The sequence below is a fragment of the Mycobacterium sp. Panama NTM2 genome (assembly GCF_054355555.1).
The window spans coordinates 968,072-990,815 of the sequence record NZ_CM135953.1 but is presented as its reverse complement, the minus strand read 5'-3'; the positions used below and the strand labels follow the sequence as shown (position 1 = coordinate 990,815).

The following is a 22,744-nucleotide window of genomic DNA, read 5'->3' as shown; positions in this document are numbered from 1 at the left end:
CTAGCGCGATTCTTTGTGCGCCTGGTGCTTGCCGCAGTTCGGGCAGAACTTCTTGATCTCGAGCCGGTCGGGATCGTTGCGGCGGTTCTTCTTGGTGATGTAGTTGCGGTGCTTGCACACCTCGCAGGCCAAGGTGATCTTGGGCCGTACGTCGGTACTGGAGGCCACGGCAGTCGTCTCTCTCTTCTACGTCTCGTCAGTGTCTTGTAGCGGTGGGGGGGCTCGATCCCCCGACCTCACGATTATGAGTCGTGCGCTCTAACCAGCTGAGCTACACCGCCCCGGACGGACCCGCAGAGCGGTCCACCGAGCCCCCTAACGGAATCGAACCGTTGACCTTTTCCTTACCATGGAAACGCTCTGCCGACTGAGCTAAGGGGGCCTGCAGCACGTCATAGAGCGACGGGCCTTAAAGAGGGTACATTCTCACCGATTGCGGCGCCAAACCGCTGGTCGCGCCGGGCACCCGAGGGCCGTTGCGGCCTGTGCGCCTACGCTGACCCGCATGGCCGAAGACGATCGTCTCTACTTCCGTCAGCTCCTCGCCGGCCGGGATTTCGCCGCCGGCGACATGATCGCCCAGCAGATGCGCAACTTCGCCTACCTGATCGGCGACGCCGAGACCGGCGACGCGGTGATCGTCGACCCTGCCTACGCCGCGCAGGATCTGGTCGACGTCCTGGAATCGGACGGCATGCGGCTGTCCGGCGTGCTGGTCACCCATCACCATCCCGATCACGTCGGCGGATCGATGATGGGCTTCGAGCTCAAGGGGTTGGCCGAGCTGCTCGAACGGGTCAGCGTGCCGGTGCACGTCAACACCCACGAGGCCGACTGGGTCTCCCGGATCACGGGTATCGCATCGAGTGAGCTGACCTCGCACCAGCACGGCGACACCGTCGAGGTCGGGGCGATCGACATCGAGCTACTGCACACCCCCGGTCATACGCCGGGCAGCCAGTGCTTCCTGCTCGACGGCCGGCTGGTCGCCGGGGACACGCTGTTCCTCGAGGGCTGCGGCCGCACCGACTTCCCCGGCGGCAACGTCGACGACATGTTCCGTAGCCTGCAGGCGCTGGCCGCTCTGCCCGGTGATCCGACCGTGTTCCCCGGCCACTGGTATTCGGCGGCGAAGAGCGCGCCGCTGGACTCCGTCCGGCGCAGCAACTACGTCTACCGGGCGAGCAGTCTCGATCAGTGGCGCACCCTGATGGGTGGCTGAGGTCCGCTCGTTCGGCTGATTCCTGCCCCGGCGGCACCGCGTTCTGGCAAACTCTCCTACCAGCGCATCCGCACATCCCGTCGGGGGCCATCGTGAAGAACATCGCGCTGTGTTTCGACAACTTCAACCCGGCCGGCAACGCCGCAGCGTTCGCCGGGATGCTGCGCCGATCCGCCGGGCAGCTCGTCTGGACCTCTGCGCACGTGCCACGAGACGGCCGACGGCCACACCGTCATGTGGTCGACGCGGCACGGCGACACGTCGTCGCGGCCTATGACTTCCTCGCCGACTCGTGGGAACCGGGAGACCACGTGTTCATCGCGGGTGCGGGTCGAGACGGCGTGTGTGCCCGCGCCGTGGCCCGGTTGATCGGCACGGTGGGGGTGCTTCCCGGGGACGACACGTCGGAATCGCTGGCGGAGCTGCGCGGCTACCTGCTGAGCGTGTACGCGATGCCCCGAACCGTGCGCGAGCACGACGATTGGCAGCGGGTGCGCAAAGTCGTCGCCGACCTGCGCGGCCAGGGCGAGACATCGGTGGCCGTGCGGTTCCTCGGGCTGTGGGACACCCGGGGTGTCCCCGGCATGCCGCGGGCGGCCACCGCCGGCGCTTTGGCTCAGGTGGAGATGGCCCGGCATGCGCTGTCGATCGACGCCCGCGTGGCCGCGATCCCACTCGGCGGCGATGCGGCCACGCATCAGGACGTGTGGTTTCGCGGCGGGCACGGTGACGTCACCCGCGGCCGGCACTCGTGCGCGGCGCTGTCGGACATCGCGCTCGACTGGGTCCTCGACGGCGCCGTGGATGCGGGCATCGAGCTCGCCGACCCCGCGGCCCGGCAAGCTCCGAGCCCGATCGACGCGCTCGCCGGCAGCGCGCATGCCATGTCGCCGCGGCGGTTACCCGGCGGCGCCGCCGTGCACGCCAGCGTGGAGTGCTACCTGCGAGCTCATCCGTCGTACTGGCGGCGGTTGCCGGCGCAGGTCGAGTGGGCCGACCCCGATTGGGTGGCCCGCGGCGAGCGTCTGATGGCCTCCCCGGCGACCATCGAGACGCCAGCCGCGCAGCCCGCACTGGTAAGCACGGTCTGAAACCGGCCGTCACCGCCAGCCCGCGCCGATTCCACACTCCCACAGACCGAGCGTGGGAATCCCGCTGTCGCGCCGCACCTTTCGGACTTTCACCCGGCGCCTGCGGCGATCGGGTTGCGGCTCTGCCGGCTTGCGGTGTGCACCCATGGTCGTCCTCCTGTAGCTGGAAGCGCGGCGACCCCTCGTCACCGCCGCGCTCGACCATCACGCTAGGGACGTGCGCGGGCCGGGTCGTGCGTAGTCGAGTACCTGACTACGCGGTCCCCGTGCGACGGCGAGTGAGTAGTCCCGGGTCGCCGATGCTTTCTGGGCCGCTGTTAGGTTCGAGGCGCCCCGACACCTCGCCCCAGGAGGCCCGATGACCAGCACCGTGTCCTATGAGCTCGCGGAATCCGTGGCCACCATCACCCTCGACGACGGCAAGGTCAACGTCCTGGGCCCGGACATGCAGGCCGCGATCAACGAGGCGCTGGACCGGGCCGAGTCCGACGTCGAGGCCGGCAGCGCCAAAGCCGTCGTGCTGGCAGGCAACTCCCGCGTCTTCAGCGGCGGCTTCGACCTCGCGGTGTTCCAGTCCGGCGATCCGGCGGCCGCTCTCGGCATGCTCTCGGGCGGCTTCCGGCTCTCGCTGCGCACGCTGACGTTCCCGGTACCGGTGATCATCGCCGCGACCGGTCCTGCGATCGCGATGGGATCATTCCTGCTGTTGTCGGCCGACCATCGCGTGGGTGGTCCGAAGTCGCGCTGCCAGGCGATCGAGGTCGCGATCGGCATGACCATCCCGATCTCGGCGATCGAGATCATGCGGATGCGGCTCACGCCGGCGGCCTTCGAGCGCGGCACCGCACTCGCCGCGACGTTCGTCGGTGACGACGCGATCGCGGCGGGCTGGCTCGACGAGATCGTCGAGGCCGATCAGGTGCTCGGCCGCGCTCAGCAGGTGGCCCAGGAGGCGGCGAGCACGCTGCACGCCGGCGCCCACCTGGCCACCAAACTGAAGGCGCGTAAACCCGCTCTCGACGCCATCCAAGCCGGAATCGACGGTCTGGCCGACGAATTCACGCTCGGCTGACGCATGCCCCCACTGCGATGACCCATGTGCGCGGCCGGATCTGGCGGCACGGTGAACCTCAGGACGATTTCGACTTCTCGGCGATCTCGGACTGTCTCAGCGGTGACGACACGCTCGTGTGGTGCGACATCTACGACCCCGACCACGCGATCCTCAAAGACCTTGCCGCCGAGCTGCATCTGAACTCGTGGGCGGTGGAGGACGCGCTCGCCGAATCCGAACGCACCAAGGCGGTGGTGTACCGCACCCACACCTTCTTCACGGTGTACTCGGTGACCGTGACCGCACCACCGGCGCAGGACGATTCCCCGTCGTCGTTGCTCGAGGTGCACCGGATCTCGGGGTTCGTCCTGCCCCGCGGCCTGATCACCGTGCGGTTGTCGCCGCACATCGACATCGACGAGGTGTCCCGCCGCTTCGACGAGCTCGGTGGTCAGCAGTACGGGGTCGGCTCACTGGTGCACGGATTGCTCGATGTCGTGGTCGACGGCCACTTCGCCGCGGTGCAGGCGCTCGACGACGCGATCGAGGGCCTCGAGGACGATCTGTTCGCCGACGAGGCGCCGCCCAAGGGATTGCAGCGCAAGACATTTCAGCTGCGCAAGGACCTGGTGGCGCTGCGCCGGGTGGTGCTGCCGATGCGGGAGGTGGTCTCGGCCATTCAACACCGTCGCCTCGACGCGAAGACCGCCCCGGAACTCGACGCGGTGTACGCCGATCTGTACGACCACGTGCTGCGAGCATCGGAGTGGACGGAATCGTTGCGCGACATGGTCACCACGGTGTTCGAGACGAACCTCTCGCTACAGGACGCGCGACTGAACGTGGTGATGAAGAAGCTGACCGGGTGGGCGGCCATCATCGCGGTCCCGACGGCGATCACGGGGTTCTACGGCCAGAACGTCGACTATCCCGGAATCGAGACCGTCGCAGGCTTCGTCACCAGCACCGCGCTCATCGTCGTGATGGTCGCGATTCTCTACGTGGCGTTCAAGCGCCGGGATTGGTTGTAGCCACCAGGGTTGCCACCTCGTGACCGAGGCGCGTGTACGCCGCGGTGAAGCCGTGTCGCCGGTCGGTGACCCGACAGGAATCCCAGTCGTCACCCCAGCCACGGTGACGCATCGTCACCGACCCGATCGAGCAGGAGAAGCGGGGCACCCGGTCCCAGACGGCCGGGTAGCCGGCCGCGGTCGACCCCGCCACCAACCCCTGCTGGGCGGCGTCGCGCCAGTGCTCGGCGGCCACCGCCCGGCCCGCGGTGACGTTGTGGGCCAGCGTGATGTCGCCGGCGGCGAAGACGTTCTGCACCGAGGTGCGCATGTGTTCGTCGACCACGACGCGCCCTCCGCTCATCTGCAGCCCTGCCTGCTGCGCCAGCCGGGCGTCGGGGCGCACGCCCGTGGCGGCGACCACCAGGTCGGCGTCGATGCACTCGCCGGAGTTCAGCACCACCCCGGTGCCGGTGACCGCGGCGACCGGGGCGGAACCGGTGAAGCGCACACCGGCATCGGAGAGCATCTTGACCACGCGCTCACCCACGTCGAGGCCGAAACGGCGGGCGAGCGGCACCGGCTCGGGGGCGACGAGCACGGTGTCCAGACCACCGGCCGCCAGGCAGGCCGCCGCCTCGCACCCGATCAGACCCGCCCCGACCACTACCGCCGAGTCGGCGTGGCGCGCCGCCATTCGCAGCGCCACCGCGTCGCCGAACGACCGCAGAGGTAACGCCGACTCCGCGCCCGGCACGGTCAGCGGCACCGGCGTGGCACCCGACGCGAGCACCAGATGCCAGTAGGGATAGCGGGCACCACCCGCGGTGACGATCTCCTGGGCGGCGGTGTCGATGCGCTCGACGGTGACCCCGAGGACGAGATCGATGGCATTGCGGTGGAACCAGCCGGCGCTGTGCAGGTCGAGTTCTGCGGGCTGGCCGCACAGGAACTGCTTGCTCAAGGGCGGCTTGGCATAGGGCAGCGCGGGATCGGCGGACAGGATGCGCACGGGGATGTGGCGGTGCCGGGCGCGGAAGGTCTCGGCCGCGCTGACACCCGCGGGACCGCTGCCGATGGCGAGGAAGCCCGGTGCCACCATGGCGCTTGGGTACCACCGGGCCGTGAACTCAACCGCCGCGCGTGGTCGCCGGTCAGGGTTTGGTCAGATCCGCGCAGGCGCGCCGCGGTTGTGCGAGCATCTGCGCATGGAGCCGACAGGGGATCCCGAGGCCCGCATCAGGGACTTGGAGCGGGGCAGTTCCGCGGTGCCGGTGCCTCCGTACCCGTACCCCACCCCGTCCTTCGAGCAACCCCAGGATTCGCCGTACTTCGCGGCCCCGCAGCAGGTCGTGCACAAGCGCTCGAATCCTGCGGTGTGGCTGATTCCGTTGATCGCCGGTCTGGTGATCATCGGCGGGGTGATCGGCGTCGTCGTCTACTTCGTCGGGAACAACGTCGCAACGAGCACGGTGCCGGGTCGGCCGAGCACGTCCGGCGGGGGCGGTTCCGTCGCCGAACCGTCCGTTCCGGCGATTCCCTCGATTCCGGCGATCCCCGGCATCGGCGGTGATGACCAGGTGCTCACCGTCGAAGCGGGCGGGTCGCTGTCGATCGGCGGTGTCGATCGCACGCAGACCGTGATCTGCAATCAGGGGACCGTGAGCATCAGCGGGATGAACAACACGATCGAGGTGCAGGGCTCGTGCGCCGAGGTCTCGGTGTCCGGCATGGAGAACGAGCTGACGGTGGAGTCGGCGGGCGCCATCAACGTCTCGGGCTTCGACAACACGGTGACCTACCGGACCGGCGACCCGAAGACCTCGCAGGCCGGCACCGGCAACGTCATCGAACGCGGCTGACCCATTCGGCGAGCGCGCGCGTCTGCACACCGACGCGCCGCCGAGCATGGCATTTCGCGTGCGCTCACCGCCTGCGAGCGCGCGCCCGTAGTCTGAGCTGCGATGGCGCTACACCTCCATCGGGCTGATCGCACCGACCTGCTCGCCGACGGCCTGGGTGCGATGCTCGCAGACCCGCCTGCCGACCCCTTCGCCGAGGACCTGGTGCTGGTGTCGGCGCGCGGCACCGAACGCTGGCTCAGCCAGCGGCTCTCCCACATCCTGGGGCGCGGTGGCGGTCAGGACGGGGTGTGCGCCGGGATCACGTTCCGCCATCCGCGCTCACTCGTCGCGGAACTGACCGGCACCACCGATGACGATCCGTGGGCACCCGAGGCCATGGTGTGGCCGCTACTCGAGGTCATCGACAGCTCGCTCGACCAGCCGTGGTGTGCCACCCTGGCCGCCCATCTCGGCCATCATGAGCAGGGCGAGGAGCGAGAACTGCGCCAGGGCCGGCGCTATGCCGTCGCCCGTCGCCTCGCCGGCCTGTTCGCCTCCTACGCCCGGCAACGCCCGCAGCTGTTGATCGACTGGGCGTATCGCCGCAGCGATGCCCTCGACGCCGACCTGAGCTGGCAACCTGAGCTCTACCGCGCTCTGCTGGCCCGCGTCGCTGCCGAGCCCCCGCCGGTACGTCACGCCGAAGCTGTTGCGCGTCTTCGGCATTCACCTTCAGATCTACCCGCGCGGTTGTCGCTGTTCGGTCACACCCGCTTGCCGCGCACCGAGATCGAACTTCTGCACGCGCTCAGCACGCATCACGATCTGCACCTGTGGCTCCCGCATCCCAGCGACGTACTGTGGGCGGCACTGCGCGGCAGTCATGGACCGGTGCCGCGGCGTACGGACACGTCGCACCGCGCGGTGGGGCACCCGCTTCTCGCGACGCTCGGCCGCGATCTGCGCGAGCTGGAGCGGGCCCTTCCCGCCGACCCCGCAGTCGACGAGTTCCTCGGCGCCGCCGACCGCCCGCCCACACTGCTCGGCTGGCTCCAGTCCGACATCGCCGCCAACAACGTTCGCCCGCAAGGCCGTTGGCTCGACGCGACCGACCGGTCGGTCCAGGTGCACAGCTGCCACGGCCCCGCTCGCCAGATCGACGTTCTGCGTGAGGTGCTGCTCGGCATGCTGGCCGACGATCCCACGCTCGAGCCGCGCGACATCCTCGTCATGTGCCCCGACATCGAGACCTATGCACCGCTCATCGTCGCGGGTTTCGGTCTCGGGGATGTGGTGTCCGACGCGCACCCGGCCCATCGGCTGCGCGTCAAGTTGGCCGACCGCGCGCTCACCCAGACCAATCCGTTGCTCGCAGTGGCGAGTCAGTTGCTCATCTTGGCCGGCGGGCGGGCGACCGCCAGCGAGGTGCTCAACCTCGCGGAGGCCGCACCGGTGCGTTTCCGGTTCGGCTTCAGCGACGATGATCTCGACACGATCGGCGACTGGGTGCGGGAGGCCAACATCCGCTGGGGCTTCGACCGCGGACACCGCCATCCGTATGGGGTCGACTTCGTGCAGAACACCTGGCGGTTCGGCATCGACCGGGTACTGGCCGGCGTCGCCGTCTCGGAGGACGCCCACACCTGGCTGGACACCACGCTGCCCCTCGACGACGTCGGCAGCAACCGGGTGGAGCTCGCGGGGCGACTCGCCGAGTACGTCGAGCTGCTCCGCGTCGCGGTCGAGGACCTCAGCGGCACACAGACATTGGGCGGGTGGCTGAGCGCCCTGCGCAGCGGTCTCGACCGGCTCACCGCCGCCCCGGACGCCGATGCGTGGCAGGGCGCCCAGGTGGACCGGGAGTTCGCCGACATCCTCGCTGACGCCGGCGCGCAGTCCGAGACCCTGTTGCGCCTCGCCGATGTGAAGGCACTATTGGACCGCCACCTCGCCGGTCGACCGACGCGCGCCAACTTCCGCACCGGCACGCTGACGGTGTGCACGATGGTCCCGATGCGCTCGGTCCCTCACCGCGTGGTGTGCCTGGTGGGTCTCGACGACGGGGTCTTCCCACGGCAGGGAGTCACCGACGGCGACGACGCGCTGGCGCGCGACCCGGTGACCGGTGAACGGGACAGTCGCTCCGAGGATCGCCAGTTGCTGCTCGACGCGATCGGTGCGGCGACCGAGCGCCTGGTGATCACCTACACCGGCGCCAACGAGTACTCGGGTCAACGCAAGCCGCCGGCCGTGCCACTCGTCGAGCTCCTCGACGCGCTCGACGTCACCGCGCAGCAGCCGGTCCGCGAGCAGGTACACATTCGACATCCGTTGCAGCCCTTCGACATCCGCAATGTCACACCGGGGGCGCTGGGAACGCGTCCGGACGAGCCGTTCACGTTCGACACCGCCGCGCTGACCGCGGCCCGGGCCTCGACGGCTCAGCGGACGGTCAAGCCGGCGCTGGTCGGGGCGCCGCTACCGGCGCCACCGCTCGACGACGTCGGCCTCGACGATCTGATCACGTTCTTCAAGGATCCGGTCAAGGGCTTCTTCCGGGCTCTCGACTACACGCTGCCGTGGGACGTCGATGCCGTCGAGGATGGGATGCCGGTCGAGATCGATGCGTTGGCGGAGTGGAAGATCGGCGCCCGGATGCTCGAGGACATGCAGCGCGGGATGACACCGGCGCAGGCCCAGCAGGCCGAGTGGCGTCGTGGTTCGCTTCCGCCGGGCCGGCTCGGTTGGCGGCAAGCCCAGGAACTCGCGCAGCGCACCGCCGCGCTCGCTGCGGCCGCCCAGCAGCACCGCACCCGTGCGCCCGAGGCGTTCGACGTCGACGTCGCGGTCGGCGCCGCCATAGACACAGACCGCCGCGTGACGGGCACCGTGCCGCGCGTCTACGGCGAGCGCCTGGTGTGGGTCACCTACTCCAAGCTCGACGGCAGGCACCTACTGGAATCGTGGATTCGACTTGTGGCATTGGCCGCTCACCATCCCGGCAGGGATTGGTCGGCGGTGTGCATCGGTCGAGCCAAACGCGGCGACACCCCACGTCAACGGCTGTTGGGGCCGCCCGACGACGCCGCCGGTGTGCTGGCCGATCTCGTCGAGATGTACGACGATGGGCGTCGCGCACCGATTCCGTTGCCGCCCAAGACGTCCTACGCCTGGGCGGAGACCGAGCACCACCGCGGCGCGCCGTCGCGGGAGGCCAGCTGGAAGTGGAAGTCCGGCAGATATCCCGGCGAGGACGCCGAGCCCGCGCACGTCACGGTGTGGGGTCCGGGCCGTCCGCTGGTCGACCTGGTCGCCGCGGGCCTTCCGGCCTACGCGTCCCGGTTGTGGTCTCCGATGCTGCGCGCCGAGAGGATGCCGGACTAGATGGAACCGTTCGACCTGCTGGGCCCGCTGCCCGAGCCGCGCACCACGACGGTGCTGGAAGCCAGTGCGGGTACCGGAAAGACCTACACCCTGGCCGGTTTGGTGACCCGCTATGTCGCAGAAGGGGTTGCGACGCTCGACCAGATGCTGCTGATCACCTTCGGGCGGGCGGCCAGCCAGGAGCTGCGGGAGCGGGTACGCGCCCAGATCCTCGACGCCCTGCTCGCACTCGGCGATCCGGCCCGCGCCCGCAACGACGCGGTGCTCACCCACCTGCTGTCGGGCCCGGCCGACGAACTCGCCCTGCGGCGACAGCGGCTGCGTGACGCGCTGGCCGGGTTCGACGCCGCCACGATCGCGACCACTCACCAGTTCTGCCAGCTGGTGTTGAAGAGTCTCGGGGTGGCCGGGGACACCGATTCCGGTGTGCAGCTGGTGGAAAGCCTCGAGGATGTGGTGCGCGACATCGTCGACGACCTGTACCTCGCGCATTTCGGTCAGCAGCGCGAGGAACCACTGCTGTCCTACGACGCCGCGCTGCGTCTGGCCCGCGAGGTCGTCGCCGGTGCGCACACCGAGCTGCGGCCTGCCGATCCCGCGCCCGGCACGGACCCGGCGGTGCGGGTCGAGTTCGCGACCGCGGTCTGCGCGGAACTGGAGACGCGTAAACGCCGACTCGGCATCCTGCACTACGACGATCTGTTGTCCCGGCTCGCCGACGCGCTCGAGGCCGACGACTCCCCCGCGCGTACCCGGATGCGGCGGCGCTGGTCGATCGTCATGGTCGACGAGTTCCAGGACACCGATCCGGTGCAGTGGCAGGTCATCGACCGCGCGTTCAGCGGATACTCCACGGTGATCCTGATCGGTGATCCGAAGCAGGCGATCTACGCGTTCCGCGGCGGTGACATCGTCACGTATCTGCACGCCGCGTCGAGCGCGGGACGGCAGCGCACGCTGGGCACGAACTATCGCAGCGACGGCCCGCTGGTGGCGAGTCTGCAGGCGGTGATGCGGGATGCGCAGCTCGGGGACCCGCGCATCGTGGTGCGGCCGGTGGCCGCCGCGCACCCCGAGCATCGGCTGGCTGGTGCGCCGCAGAATGCGCCGTTCCGGTTGCGGGTGGTCACCCGCGAGCAGCTGCGGGTGCGCCCCGACAAGACCATCCCGATCGATCGGCTGCGCGAGCACATCCCGAAGGACATGGCCGCCGACATCGCCGCGCTGCTCGCCGCCGGGGCCACCTACTGCGGAAACCCCGTCGTACCCGGCGATGTCGCGGTGATCGTCGAGAGCCACCGCGACGGGCGTGCCTGCTTCGAGGCGCTCAACGCGGCGAACATCCCCGCCGTCTACACCGGCGACTCCGATGTGTTCGCCTCGCCGGCCGCCGATGACTGGCTGTGTCTGCTCGAAGCGTTCGACCAACCGCAGCGGTCCGGTCTGGTGCGGGCGGCAGCCACCACGATGTTCTTCGGCGAGACCGCGGAAAGCCTTGTCGCCGAGGGCGATCGGCTGACCGATCGGATCACCGAGACGTTGCGCAGCTGGGCTGATCACGCGCGGGAGCGCGGCGTGGCCGCGGTGTTCGAAGCGGCTCAGCGCGCCGGCATGGGCGAGCGGGTGTTGTCCTGGGTCGACGGCGAGCGGCACATGACCGACCTGGCGCATCTGACCCAGCTGCTGCAGGAGACCGCGCACCGGGAGCACTTCAGCCTGCCCGCGCTGCGTGACTGGCTGCGCACGCAGCGCGAGGAACGTGGCGGCGCGGTGGAACGGAGCCGTCGCCTCGACAGTGACGCCGCGGCTGTGCAGATCATGACGGTGTGGGTGAGCAAGGGTCTGCAGTTTCCCGTCGTGTATCTGCCGTTCGCGTTCAACCGCAACATCCAGAGCCGCGACGTCGTGCTCTACCACGAGGGCGACACCCGCTGTCTGCACATCGGCGGCGAGCACAGCCCCGATCACGATGCGGTGCAGAGGCAGGGCCGTGAGGAGGCTGCCGGGGACGACGTGCGGCTCACCTACGTCGCGATGACGCGCGCTCAGTCCCAGGTCGTCGCGTGGTGGGCGCCGTCGGCAGATGAACCCAACGGCGGACTGTCCCGCCTGCTGCGTGGCCGCAGACCCGGGGAGGCGATGGTGCCCGATCGCTGCGACCCGCCCCGCATCGACGACCCCGACGCCATGGCCGCGCTGCGCGCCTGGGCCGACGCCGGCGGGCCGGTCCTAGAGGAATCCTTCATCACCGCGCCGGCACCCGTCGCGACACCGCCGGTGCCCGTGGGTCTGGACGTGCGCCACTTCCATCGCCGCATCGACACGTCGTGGCGGCGGACGTCCTATTCGGGGCTGATCCGTTCGGCCGAGGAGGCGCCCGGGGTGTCCAGCGAGCCGGAGGTGACCGAACTCGACGACGAGGTCGCCGACGTCCCGGCCTCCGGTCCGGTGGACACGGGTGAGGGGGTGCGCTCACCGATGGCGGACCTTCCGACCGGTGCGGCGTTCGGCACGCTGGTGCACGCGGTGCTCGAGACGACCGATCCGTTCGCGGCCGACCTGGCCGCCGAATTGGAAGCACAGATCGTCCGGCACGCGCAGTGGTGGCCGGTCGACGTGGCCCCGGCCGAGCTGGCCGCGGCGCTGGTCCCGATGCACGACACCCCGCTCGGGCCACTGGCCACCGGCGCCACGCTGCGCGAGATCGGATTACGGGATCGGTTGCGTGAGTTGGACTTCGAGTTCCCACTGGCCGGCGGTGATCTGCGCGCAGCCGGCCCGGCGCTGTCCCTCGCCGACGTCGTCGCGCTGGTGCACAGCCAGCTGCCGCCGGACGATCCGCTGGCGGGTTACGCGCGCCGCCTCTCCGGAGGTGCGCTGGGCGCCCAGTCGCTACGGGGCTACCTCACCGGGTCGGTCGATGCGGTGCTGCGGGTCGGCGGTCGCTATCTGGTGGTGGACTACAAGACCAACTGGCTGGGGGAACCGGGAGGCGAGCTGACCGCCGCCGACTACGGGCGATCCCGGTTGGTCGAGGCGATGCTGCACTCCGACTATCCACTGCAGGCGCTGCTCTACTGCGTTGTGCTGCACCGGTTTCTGCGTTGGCGACAGACGGACTACTCGCCGCAGCGTCATCTCGGTGGTGTGCTGTACCTGTACGTGCGCGGAATGTGCGGACCCCAGACGCCGGTGACGGACAGCCACCCGGCCGGGGTGTTCAGCTGGCAGCCGCCCGCGGAACTGATCGTGGCCCTCTCGGATCTGCTCGCTCGCGACGCACCGTCGGAGACACTGGTGCGATGACGGACTCCCAGGACTCCCGCGTCGCGGTCTACTTCGACTTCGACAACATCGTGATCAGCCGCTACGACCAGGTCAACGGCCGCAATTCGTTCCAGCGCGACCGGGCGCGGGACGCCACCAGCGACACCGGCACCGGTGATTTCGCGGAGAAGCTCGCGCGCGCCACGGTCGACGTCGGCGCCATCGTGGACTTCGCGTCGTCGTTCGGCACGCTCGTCCTCACCCGGGCCTACGCGAACTGGTCCGCCGACGTCAACGCGAACTACCGCGGCCAATTGGTCGGCCGCGCGGTCGATCTGGTGCAGTTGTTCCCCGCCGCCGCGTACGGCAAGAACGGTGCCGACATCCGGCTGGCCGTCGACGCGGTCGAGGACATGTTCCGGTTGCCCGATCTGACCCACGTCGTGATCGTCGGCGGCGATTCGGACTACATCGCGCTGGCGCAGCGCTGCAAACGGCTCGGCCGCTATGTCGTCGGCATCGGGGTCGCGGGCTCCTCCAGCCGCTCACTGGCGGCGGCCTGCGATGAATTCGTCACCTACGACGCACTGCCGGGCGTACCGGTGTTCGAGCCCGACGAATCGCCCACCGGCACGGCGCCGAAGAAGCGCACCCGGCGGTCCAAGGGTCGCGACACCGACGATGAGCCCGATCCGCAGGCTTCGGCGACAGCGCTGCTCACCCGGGCGCTGAAGATAGGGTTGGAGAAGGACGACGTGGACTGGCTGCACAACTCGGCGGTCAAGGCGCAGATGAAGCGAATGGATCCGTCGTTCTCGGAGAAGTCGTTGGGCTTCAAGTCGTTCAGCGACTTCCTGCGGTCGCGTTCTGATCTCGTCGAACTCGACGAGAGCTCGACGGCTCGCACCGTGCGGCTGCGCGGGGAATCCCCATGACCGCGCCGACGCTCGAAACGTTCGGCGAGCTGCTGGAGCCCGCCGATGTCCATGTGGCGCAGCGCCTGTGCGTCCTGGCCGGCGAAGCCGATCCGAGTGTCGCGCTGGCTCTCGCGTTCGCGGTGCGGGCGCTGCGCGCGGGGTCGGTGTGCGTTGATCTGAGGTCGCTACCCCGGCAGATCGGTCGACCCGAATTGCCCTGGCCCGCAACGCGGGAGTGGCTCGAAGCCGTGCAGGCCAGCCCGCTGGTGGCTCAGCAGGTGGTGCATGTGCGCTCCGACGCCGACGCCGATCTGCTCTACCTCGATCGGTACTGGCGCGAGGAGCAACAGGTTCGCGACGACGTGCTGGCGCTGCTGGCAGCACCGCAGTCGACAGCTGCTCCCGGTCTGGAGCGGCTGTTCCCCGAGGGGTGGGAGGAGCAGCGACGCGCAGCCGATATCGCTCTGGCGCAATCGCTCACCGTACTGACGGGCGGGCCGGGCACCGGCAAGACCACGACGGTGGCCCGCCTGTTGGCAGTGCTCGCAGAACAGGCCGCCCTCGCCGGGCGGCCACAGTTGCGCATCGCGCTGGCCGCGCCGACGGGTAAGGCGGCGGCGCGCCTTCTCGAGGCGGTGCGTTCGGAGCTCGCGGAGCTCGATGCCCAGGACCGCGACCGGCTGCCGCCGCTGACCGCATCGACGCTGCACCGACTGCTGCGCCCGCGCCCCGACAGTGGCTCGCGGTTCCGTCACCATCGAGAGAACCGGTTGCCCCACGACGTGATCGTCGTCGACGAGACGTCGATGGTGTCGTTGACGCTGATGGCCCGCCTGCTCGAGGCCGTGCGCCCCGACAGCCGCCTGGTGCTCGCCGGTGATCCGGATCAGCTCGCCTCGGTGGAAGCGGGCGCGGTGCTCGCCGATCTGGTCGACGGCCTCGGGGCGCGCACCGACGCGCGGATTGCGGCGCTGCACACCTCGCATCGGTTCGGTGCCCGCATCGGCGAGCTGGCTGCGGCGATCCGCGACGGCGACGCCGACCAGACGGTGCAGGTGCTGCGCGACGGCGGTGAGCACGTCGAATGGATCGCTGCCGACGCGCCCGGCGAACATTTGCGCGACGTGCTGCTTCCCCCGGCGTTGCGGCTGCGCGAGGCGGCGATCCTCGGGGACACGCGGGCCGCACTCGACACGCTCGACGAGCATCGCCTGCTGTGCGCCCACCGGCGCGGTCCGTTCGGCATCGCCTACTGGAACCGTCAGGTCGAGCGGTGGTTGACCGACGCGACCGGTGAGCCGATCTGGGCGGATTGGTATGCCGGGCGGCCGGTCCTGGTGACGGCCAACGACTACGGCCGCAAGCTGTACAACGGCGACACGGGGGTCGCGATCGTGCACGGCGAGGGCCTGCGCGTGGTGATCGGCGAGCAGGAGTTCGCCGCCGGCCGGCTCTCCGAGGTGGACACCATGCACGCGATGACGATCCACAAGAGTCAGGGCAGTCAGGCCGACGAGGTCACGGTGCTGTTGCCGCCGCAGGAGTCGCGGCTGCTGACCCGGGAGCTGTTCTACACCGCCGTCACCCGGGCCAAGAAGCGGGTGCGGGTGGTGGGTACGGAGGCGTCGGTGCGCGCCGCGGTCGGCCGGCGTGCGGCGCGCGCCTCGGGCCTGGCCCGCCGCCTCGCCATCTGACCGCCCGTCCCGCGAGCGCGCGCGTCTGCACGTCGACGCGCCGCTCACAACGTGCATTCGCGTGCGCTCGCGACGCTCGACAGCGCGCTTTCTGCCAGCGATCGCTCAATTCCTGCCAAGTGAAATGAACCCCGACTCACAGGGGTTTGACAGGTCAGATCACCAAGATCACCAACCGAAGAAGGCCGGAAATGAAGAAGTTCAGCATCACCACCGCCGCCGCAGCCGCGCTCATCGCCGGCGTCCTCGGACTGGCCGCGCCCGCGCAGGCCGCCCCGACAGGTGGCAACGCCGCCGACACCATCAGCTCGCTGGAGGCCCAGGGCCTGCGCGTCGTCGTGACCCGTCAATCCAGCACGCCGCTGGACAAGGCGTCGGTCGTGTCCGTCACTCGCGGTCCCGCGATTCCGCAGAGCGTGCCGTTCGCAACCTCGCAGGGCGACAACAGCCGCACGGTCCGCAGCCAGACCGTCTACGTCACGGTCCGGTAACCGCGTGACATCAGATCAGGGGCGCCTTCGAACCGGAGGCGCCCCTGACTCGTGTACGGGGTGGCAATACCCGCACCACCTGAGAAGAGCACTCCAATGACCCGACCTTCGCTCCTGGCCATCGGCACCGTCACCCTCGCGGCGGCACTGAGCCTGGCCGCACCCGCCGTTGCCGCACCGACCGGCGCAGGCCGCGCCGACACGGCCATCATGGCCCTCGAGGATCAGGGCAACCGCGTCGTCGTCACCCGGCTGTCGGACGCACCCCTCGACGAGGCCTCGATCGTGTCGATCACCCACGGACCCGTCGTGCGTCAGGGCGTTCCGTTCGCGACGTCGCAGGGTGACAACTTCCGCTCGATCGCCAACCAGACCGTCTACGTCACCGTCAGGTGATGGGCCAGCCGCTATGATCGGTGGGCCATGCGCGTTGACGGGCGGGACATCGTTGTCTCGGGAGATCTGCTCCAACCGCTGACCCGGCGCACCAACGACATTCTGCGGCTCGTCTCGGCCGGCGCCTTTCTCGTGATCGTGGTGACCAGCTCGCTGATCACTCGATACGAATGGGAAGCGCTGGAACGCTCGATCTCCGAGATCGTCGGCGTCCTGAGCCCCACGCAGTCCAACACCGTCTATCTGGTCTATGGCATCGCGATCGTCGCGCTGCCGTTCATGATCCTGATCGGCCTCGTCCTCGCGCGGCAATGGAAGATGCTCGGCGCGTACGCCGCGGCGGGCATCATCGCGATTCTGTCGTTGTCCATCACCGGCAACGGCATTGCCGCGCCGCGTTGGCATTTCGACCTCACCGATCGTCTCGACACCGTGGCGTCGCAGTTCCTCGACGACCCCCGGTGGATCGCGATGCTCGCCGCGGTGCTGACGGTGTCGGGGCCGTGGCTGCCGGCCCGGTGGCGACGGTGGTGGTGGACGCTGCTGCTGGCGTTCGTCCCGATCCACCTCGTGGTGAGCGCAGTGGTGCCGGCCCGGTCGCTGCTCGGGCTGGCTGTCGGCTGGTTCGTCGGCGCCCTCGTGGTGTTGGTGGTCGGCACCCCCGCGCTCGAGGTTCCGCTCGACGGTGCGGCACGGGCGATGGCGCGGCGCGGTTTCCGGGTGTCGGCGCTGCAGGTGTTGCGACCCGCCGGGCGTGGCCCCATGCTGCTGCACGCCACCCAGGACCGTGGCACCGATCGCGCCGACCCCGACGAGGGCATGGCGATCCTCGAGCTCTACGGGCCGCATCAGCGCGGCGGCGGCTTTCTGCGCCAGTTCTGGCGGAAGCTGCGGCTGCGCGACAGCGAAACCGCCCCGTTGCAGACCTCGATGCGCCGCGCGATCGAGCATCGAGCGCTGATGGCCATCGCGGTCGGTGATGTGGGGCTGGCCAACACCGCCCCGATCGCTGTGTCTGCGCTGGAGCGCGGTTGGACGCTGTACGCCCACCGGCCTGCGCAGGGCACCCCGATCGACGAATGCGCCGCCGACACGCCGGTCGCCCGGCTGTGGGACGCGTTGGCAGTTCTGCACAGTCAGCAGATCTCGCACGGCGATCTGCGCAGCAAGGAAATCACGGTCGCCGACGGCGCGCCCCTGTTCGGTGGGTTCGGTCTCGCCGAGTACGGCGCATCAGAAGCGCACCTGCACAACGACATCGCGCAGCTTCTGGTCACCACCACCGATCTGTACGGCGCCGACAAGGCGGTGGCCGCGGCGATCACCGTCTTCGGCAACGACGCCGTGCTCGCGGCGTCCCGCCGGCTCACCAAAACCGCCATGCACCAACGTGTTCGGCAGTCGGTGAGTGACCCGTCGCAGGCGATGGCGAGTGCGCGCGACGAGGTCAAGCGCCAGACCGGTGCCGATCAGATCACGACGGCGACGATCACCCGCTTCACCCGCAGCCAGCTGATCCAGACCGTGCTGTTGGTCGCCCTGGTCTATGTCGCCTATCCGTTCATCAGCTCGGTGCCGGTGTTCTTCGCCGAGTTGAGTTCGGCCAATTGGTGGTGGGCCCTGGCCGGACTCGCGGTGTCGGCGCTGAAGTACCTGGGGGCGGGCGCGGCGCTGTGGGCCTGCGCCGACGGTCTGGTCAGCTATCGGAATCTGGCCGTCATGCAGGTCGCGAACACCTTCGCGGCGACGACGACACCGGCCGGGGTGGGCGGACTGGCGCTGAGTACCCGGTTCCTGCAGAAGGGCGGGTTGGGCGCGCTGCGGGCGACGACGGCTGTGGCGCTGCAGCAGTCGGTGCAGGTGCTGACCCACGTCAGCCTGCTGATCCTGTTCAGCGCCGCGGCCGGGGCGTCGGCGAATCTGTCCCGGTTCGTGCCCAGCGCCACCGTGCTGTACCTGATCGCCGGCGCAGCGCTCGGTGCGGTCGGCGTGTTCCTGTTCGTGCCCAAGCTCCGGCGCTGGCTCGCCACCGCGGTGCGGCCGCGGCTCAAGGAGGTCATCGACGATCTCATCGAGCTCGCGCGCGAACCCAAGCGGCTGGCACTGATCGTGCTGGGTTGTGCCGCAACGACTCTGGGTGCGGCATTGGCCCTGTGGGCGAGCATCGAGGCGTTCGGCGGCGACACCAGCTTCGTCACCGTCACGATCGTCACGATGGTCGGCGGCACGCTCGCCTCGGCGGCGCCGACCCCCGGCGGCGTAGGCGCGGTGGAGGCGGCCCTGATCGGCGGGCTGGCCGCGTTCGGTGTGCCCGCCGCGGTGGCGGTGCCCTCGGTGCTGCTGTACCGCATCCTGACGTGCTGGCTGCCGGTGTTCATCGGCTGGCCGATCATGCGCTGGCTCACCCGCCGCGACATGATCTGAGCCGGAACTCGCCGCCGAATCAGAATCGCGGTGAGACAAACCCATGCCCGCCGAGCCGAAACTCGGCACCCTTTCGCAGTGACCCGTGTGATCCGCTTCAACGCCTTCGACATGAACTGCGTCGCCCACCAGTCCCCCGGCCTGTGGAAACACCCGAAGGATCAGTCGGCTCGGTACAAGGACCTGACCTACTGGACCGAACTCGCCCGCCTGCTCGAGCGCGGCCGCTTCGACGGGTTGTTCATCGCCGACGTCCTGGGCACTTACGACGTCTACGGCGCGAGCGACGAGGCGGCGATCCGGCAGGCCGCACAGGTGCCGGTCAACGATCCGCTGCTGCTGGTGTCCGCGATGGCGTACGTCACCGAGCACCTCGGGTTCGGCATCACGACGGGCACCGGCTTCGAGCACCCCTATCCGTTCGCCCGCCGCCTGTCCACGCTCGACCACCTCACCGGCGGCCGCGTCGGCTGGAACGTCGTGACGGGCTACCTACCCTCCGCTGCCCGCAACATGGGGCAGACCGATCAGCCCGCGCACGATGCCCGCTACGACCATGCCGACGAATACCTCGAGGTGCTCTACAAGCTGTGGGAGGGGTCCTGGGAGGACGACGCCGTGGTGCGCGACGCCGCCCGCGGGGTGTTCACCGATCCGGCCAAGATCCACCACATCGGCCACGACGGAACCCATTTCCGTGTCCCCGGCATTCATCTGAGTGAGCCGTCTCCGCAGCGCACGCCGGTCATCTATCAGGCCGGGTCGTCCCCGCGCGGGGTCCGGTTCGCCGCCGAGAACGCCGAAGCCATCTTCACCGCCGCGCCCACCAAGGCGATCCTGCGCGACACGGTGTCGACCATCCGCCGCGAACTCGAGATCGCCGGCCGAGACCCGTATTCGGTGAAGATCTTCAACCTGTCGACCATCGTCACCGCCGCCACCGACGAGGAGGCCCACGCCCGGCACGCCGAATACCTCTCCTACGGGGACCCGGAAGGCGCGCTCGTGTTCATGTCGGGGTGGATGGGCGTCGACCTGGCCCGGTACGGATTCGACGAGCCGGTCGGCAACGTCGACTCGAATGCGATCCTCTCCGCGGTCAAGGCCTTCCAGTCCGCCGACCCCGACGGCCGCGAGTGGGCGATCCGCGACATCGCCGAGTGGGGCAAGATCGGCGGCCTCGGCCCGCGCTTCGTGGGATCGGGTGCCGGCGTGGCGGATTCGCTGCAGGAGTGGGTGGAGGAGACCGACGTCGACGGGTTCAACCTCGCCTACGCGATCACCCCCGGATCGTTCTCCCAGTTCATCGACCACGTCGTGCCCGAGTTGACCGCGCGCGGGGCCTACCAGGAGCACTACACGCCGGGCACGCTGCGCCACAAGCTCAATGGCGCCGGTGACCGGCTGCCCGCCGAGCATCGGGGGGCCTCCTACCGGGTGGGCGGTGCCCGCTCGACGATCATCGACCGGCCGTCCACCCTTCCCTCGTCGTCGGCCTCCGTCGCGGCCCAACCTGCCCGCGGCCGCTGAAAGGATCTCCCAATGTCATTGAGCCTGCACTGGTTCCTGCCCACCTACGGCGACAGCCGTCTGATCGTCGGAGGTGGCCACGGCACGCCGGCCGGCGCCGCGCACAGCGACCGCGACGCCTCGATCGACTATCTTGCCTCGATCGTGCGTGCCGCCGAATCCTTCGGCTTCACCGGCGCGTTGATCCCGACCGGCGCCTGGTGTGAGGACGCGTTCGTCACCGCGGCCCTACTGGCCCGGGAGACGACGTCGTTGGCGTTCCTGGTCGCGTTCCGGCCGGGACTGGTGAGCCCCACATTGTCGGCGCAGATGGCCGCGACCTTCGCCCGCCACGCGCCGGGGCGTCTGCTGCTCAACGTGGTCGTCGGCGGAGAAGCCCACGAGCAGCGGTCGTTCGGCGACTTCCTGGACAAGGACGCCCGCTATCAGCGGTGTGACGAGTTCCTCGAGGTGGTCCGTCGCCTGTGGGGCGGGGAAACGGTGACGCTCGAGGGCGAGCACATCCGCGTCGACGAGGCCGCGTTGGCGACGCTGCCGGACCCATTGCCGCCGTTGTACTTCGGCGGCAGCTCCGCAGCCGCGGGTCCCGTGGCCGCCAAGCACGCCGATGTGTATCTCACCTGGGGCGAGCCGCCGGCTGCGGTCGCCGAGAAGATCGGATGGATTCGCAAGCTCGCCGCCGACGAGGGCCGCCCCGTGCGCTTCGGCATCCGCCTGCACACCATCTCACGCGACACGGCCGACGAGGCGTGGCAGCAGGCCGACCGGTTGGTGGCCGCGCTCGACGAGGAGACAGTGCGTAAAGCGCAGGATGGCCTGCATCGCAGCCAGTCCGAGGGCCAGAAGCGCATGCTGGCGTTGCACGAAGAGCATCGCAGCACCGGAAGTTGGCACGACGCACGGTCATTGGAAGTGGCGCCCAATCTGTGGGCCGGTGTCGGGCTGGTACGCGGCGGCGCGGGCACCGCACTGGTGGGCAGCCACCAGGAGGTGGCCGACCGCATCGCCGAGTACGCCGAGGTCGGTATCGACGAGTTCATCTTCTCCGGCTACCCGCATCTCGAGGAGCTCTACTGGTTCGGCGAGGGTGTGGTGCCGATCCTGCGCGACCGCGGCTTGTTCACCGCGACGCCCAAAACCACTGCTGCGCCGTCGATCCCGTTCGTGGGAGCCAACCGGTGATCACGTCCGTCGACGACGTTCTGCCCGTTGCTCGATCTGTCGCCGAAGACATCGCCTCCGGTGCGTCGGAGCGCGATGCCCACCGTGTCCTGCCGCACACCGAGATCAAGGCGCTGAAAGGATCCGGCCTGCTGGCCATCACGGTGCCGAAGCAGTGCGGTGGGATCGCCGCCCCGGCGACTGTCGTGGCCGAGGTGTTCCGCCTCCTAGCCCACGCCGACCCGTCGCTGGCACAGATCCCGCACTCGCACTTCACGTTCCTCGAGGCACTCAGACTCCAGGGCACGGTCGCACAGCACGAGCTGTTCTTCGGCGAGGTGCTCGCCGGTGCGCTGGTCGCCAACGCGCAGAGCGAACGGGGTCCGCACCCGATCGATGTGGACGCGACGACGCTGACGCCCCGCCCCGGCGGGGATTACGTGCTGTCGGGCCGCAAGTTCTACAGCACCGGGGCGTTGTTCGCCGACTGGGTCGTGGTACGAGCATCATGCGGCGACGGCTCCGGCAAGGTGCCGGTGGCGTCGACACCGAAGGCGGTCGCGTTCGTGCCGCACGACGCCCCAGGGCTCGACATCGTCGACGACTGGGACGGGATGGGGCAGCGCACCACGGCCTCGGGGACCGTGACGCTCGACGACGTGGTCGTGCCGGCAGCACACGTCGTGCCGTTCAGTCCGATCTTCTCGAGGCCGACCACCTACGGCGCACGGGCGCAGTTGTGGCACAGCGCCATCGACGTCGGCATCGCCACCGGCGCGCTCGAAGCGGGAGTCCGTCAGGCCGGCCGCGCCAGGGCGCACTTCGAGGCTCGGGTGCCCGTAGCCGTCGAGGATCCGACGGTGATCAACGCAGCCGGCGAACTCGCCGTCACGGTCCGCGCCGCCCAAGCGTTGCTCGTCGAGGCGGCCCGCCGCGTCGACGAGGCGACAGCGCATCTGACCGAGGAGTCGGCCGCCGAAGCGTCGGTGGCGGTGGCGGCCGCCAAGGTGGGCGCGGTCCGCGCGGCCCTGGCCGCATCCAACGGGCTGTTCGAATTGGGCGGAACCCGGAGCGCATCCGCATCGGACAATCTGTCGCGGTTCTGGCGCGATGCGCGCACGCACACGCTGCACGATCCGACGCGGTGGAAGCTGCAGCACATTGGCCGCTACACGCTGAGCGGCACGCTGCCGCCGAGGCACGGGCAGATCTGAGTCGGGTGTAGAGCGGGGCAGGGTTGTCCGGCGACTGTGTGGGTA

The 22,744-nt window shown here is 69.6% G+C and carries 17 protein-coding genes and 2 tRNA genes; 15 read left to right on the top strand and 4 right to left on the bottom strand.

The genetic code is table 11. The annotated features are described in order from the left end of the window. The 3 genes from rpmG to ACXYX3_RS04735 form a co-directional block, all read right to left on the bottom strand. Positions 1–168: a 50S ribosomal protein L33 gene (gene rpmG, locus ACXYX3_RS04745; protein ID WP_003929651.1), complete on the bottom strand. Its 168-nt coding sequence runs from the start codon at positions 166–168 to the stop codon at positions 1–3. A 39-nt stretch (positions 169–207) separates the two neighbouring features. Beyond that, positions 208–281, bottom strand: a tRNA-Met gene (locus tag ACXYX3_RS04740). Between the two features lie 28 nt (positions 282–309). Next, a tRNA-Thr gene (locus tag ACXYX3_RS04735) sits at positions 310–382 on the bottom strand. Between the two features lie 123 nt (positions 383–505). Here ACXYX3_RS04735 and ACXYX3_RS04730 point away from each other — a divergent pair. The 4 genes from ACXYX3_RS04730 to ACXYX3_RS04715 all read left to right on the top strand — a co-directional run bounded on the left by ACXYX3_RS04730 (position 506) and on the right by ACXYX3_RS04715 (position 4,398). Further along, positions 506–1,222, top strand: coding sequence for an MBL fold metallo-hydrolase (locus ACXYX3_RS04730; protein WP_458610368.1), 717 nt, complete (start codon positions 506–508; stop codon positions 1,220–1,222). A gap of 92 nt (positions 1,223–1,314) precedes the next feature. Then, positions 1,315–2,313, top strand: coding sequence for a phospholipase effector Tle1 domain-containing protein (locus tag ACXYX3_RS04725; protein ID WP_458610367.1), 999 nt, complete (start codon positions 1,315–1,317; stop codon positions 2,311–2,313). A gap of 358 nt (positions 2,314–2,671) precedes the next feature. Beyond that, positions 2,672–3,385, top strand: a complete 714-nt coding sequence (locus tag ACXYX3_RS04720) for a crotonase/enoyl-CoA hydratase family protein (RefSeq protein ID WP_458610366.1) — start codon at positions 2,672–2,674, stop codon at positions 3,383–3,385. A gap of 17 nt (positions 3,386–3,402) precedes the next feature. Beyond that, positions 3,403–4,398, top strand: a complete 996-nt coding sequence (locus ACXYX3_RS04715) for a magnesium transporter CorA family protein (RefSeq protein ID WP_458610365.1) — start codon at positions 3,403–3,405, stop codon at positions 4,396–4,398. Here the strand turns inward: ACXYX3_RS04715 and ACXYX3_RS04710 are convergent. Then, entirely contained in the window at positions 4,376–5,479 is a 1,104-nt protein-coding gene (locus tag ACXYX3_RS04710; protein WP_458610364.1) for an NAD(P)/FAD-dependent oxidoreductase, read from the bottom strand. The two genes, ACXYX3_RS04715 and ACXYX3_RS04710, sit on opposite strands and share 23 nt — an antisense overlap. Before the next feature lie 106 nt (positions 5,480–5,585). Between ACXYX3_RS04710 and ACXYX3_RS04705 the strand changes: the two genes are divergently transcribed. The 11 genes from ACXYX3_RS04705 to ACXYX3_RS04655 all read left to right on the top strand — a co-directional run bounded on the left by ACXYX3_RS04705 (position 5,586) and on the right by ACXYX3_RS04655 (position 22,699). Beyond that, complete coding sequence (locus ACXYX3_RS04705) at positions 5,586–6,239, top strand: DUF3060 domain-containing protein (protein ID WP_458610363.1); 654 nt, start codon at positions 5,586–5,588, stop codon at positions 6,237–6,239. A 102-nt stretch (positions 6,240–6,341) separates the two neighbouring features. Beyond that, a complete protein-coding gene (recC, locus tag ACXYX3_RS04700; protein ID WP_458610362.1) occupies positions 6,342–9,605 on the top strand; it encodes an exodeoxyribonuclease V subunit gamma in 3,264 nt (1,087 codons plus the stop codon). Continuing rightward, complete coding sequence (gene recB, locus ACXYX3_RS04695) at positions 9,606–12,911, top strand: exodeoxyribonuclease V subunit beta (RefSeq protein ID WP_458610361.1); 3,306 nt, start codon at positions 9,606–9,608, stop codon at positions 12,909–12,911. Next, a complete protein-coding gene (locus tag ACXYX3_RS04690; protein ID WP_458610360.1) occupies positions 12,908–13,807 on the top strand; it encodes an NYN domain-containing protein in 900 nt (299 codons plus the stop codon). The genes recB and ACXYX3_RS04690 overlap by 4 nt, the downstream gene beginning before the upstream one ends. Continuing rightward, on the top strand, positions 13,804–15,483 hold the full coding sequence (gene recD, locus ACXYX3_RS04685; RefSeq protein WP_458610359.1) for an exodeoxyribonuclease V subunit alpha: 1,680 nt from the start codon (positions 13,804–13,806) through the stop codon (positions 15,481–15,483). Before ACXYX3_RS04690 ends, recD begins: the two co-directional genes overlap by 4 nt. Positions 15,484–15,674: 191 nt before the next feature. Further along, entirely contained in the window at positions 15,675–15,974 is a 300-nt protein-coding gene (locus tag ACXYX3_RS04680; protein WP_241205073.1) for a hypothetical protein, read from the top strand. A 96-nt stretch (positions 15,975–16,070) separates the two neighbouring features. Next, positions 16,071–16,370, top strand: coding sequence for a hypothetical protein (locus tag ACXYX3_RS04675; protein WP_241205072.1), 300 nt, complete (start codon positions 16,071–16,073; stop codon positions 16,368–16,370). A 27-nt stretch (positions 16,371–16,397) separates the two neighbouring features. Then, positions 16,398–18,794: a flippase-like domain-containing protein gene (locus ACXYX3_RS04670; RefSeq protein WP_458610358.1), complete on the top strand. Its 2,397-nt coding sequence runs from the start codon at positions 16,398–16,400 to the stop codon at positions 18,792–18,794. A 78-nt stretch (positions 18,795–18,872) separates the two neighbouring features. Further along, positions 18,873–20,324 (top strand): LLM class flavin-dependent oxidoreductase, encoded by a 1,452-nt coding sequence (locus ACXYX3_RS04665; protein ID WP_458610357.1) that lies wholly within the window; start codon positions 18,873–18,875, stop codon positions 20,322–20,324. A 12-nt stretch (positions 20,325–20,336) separates the two neighbouring features. After that, complete coding sequence (locus ACXYX3_RS04660; RefSeq protein WP_458610356.1) at positions 20,337–21,506, top strand: LLM class flavin-dependent oxidoreductase; 1,170 nt, start codon at positions 20,337–20,339, stop codon at positions 21,504–21,506. Next, positions 21,503–22,699, top strand: a complete 1,197-nt coding sequence (locus tag ACXYX3_RS04655) for an SfnB family sulfur acquisition oxidoreductase (RefSeq protein WP_458610355.1) — start codon at positions 21,503–21,505, stop codon at positions 22,697–22,699. Before ACXYX3_RS04660 ends, ACXYX3_RS04655 begins: the two co-directional genes overlap by 4 nt. Positions 22,700–22,744: the final 45 nt, after the last annotated feature.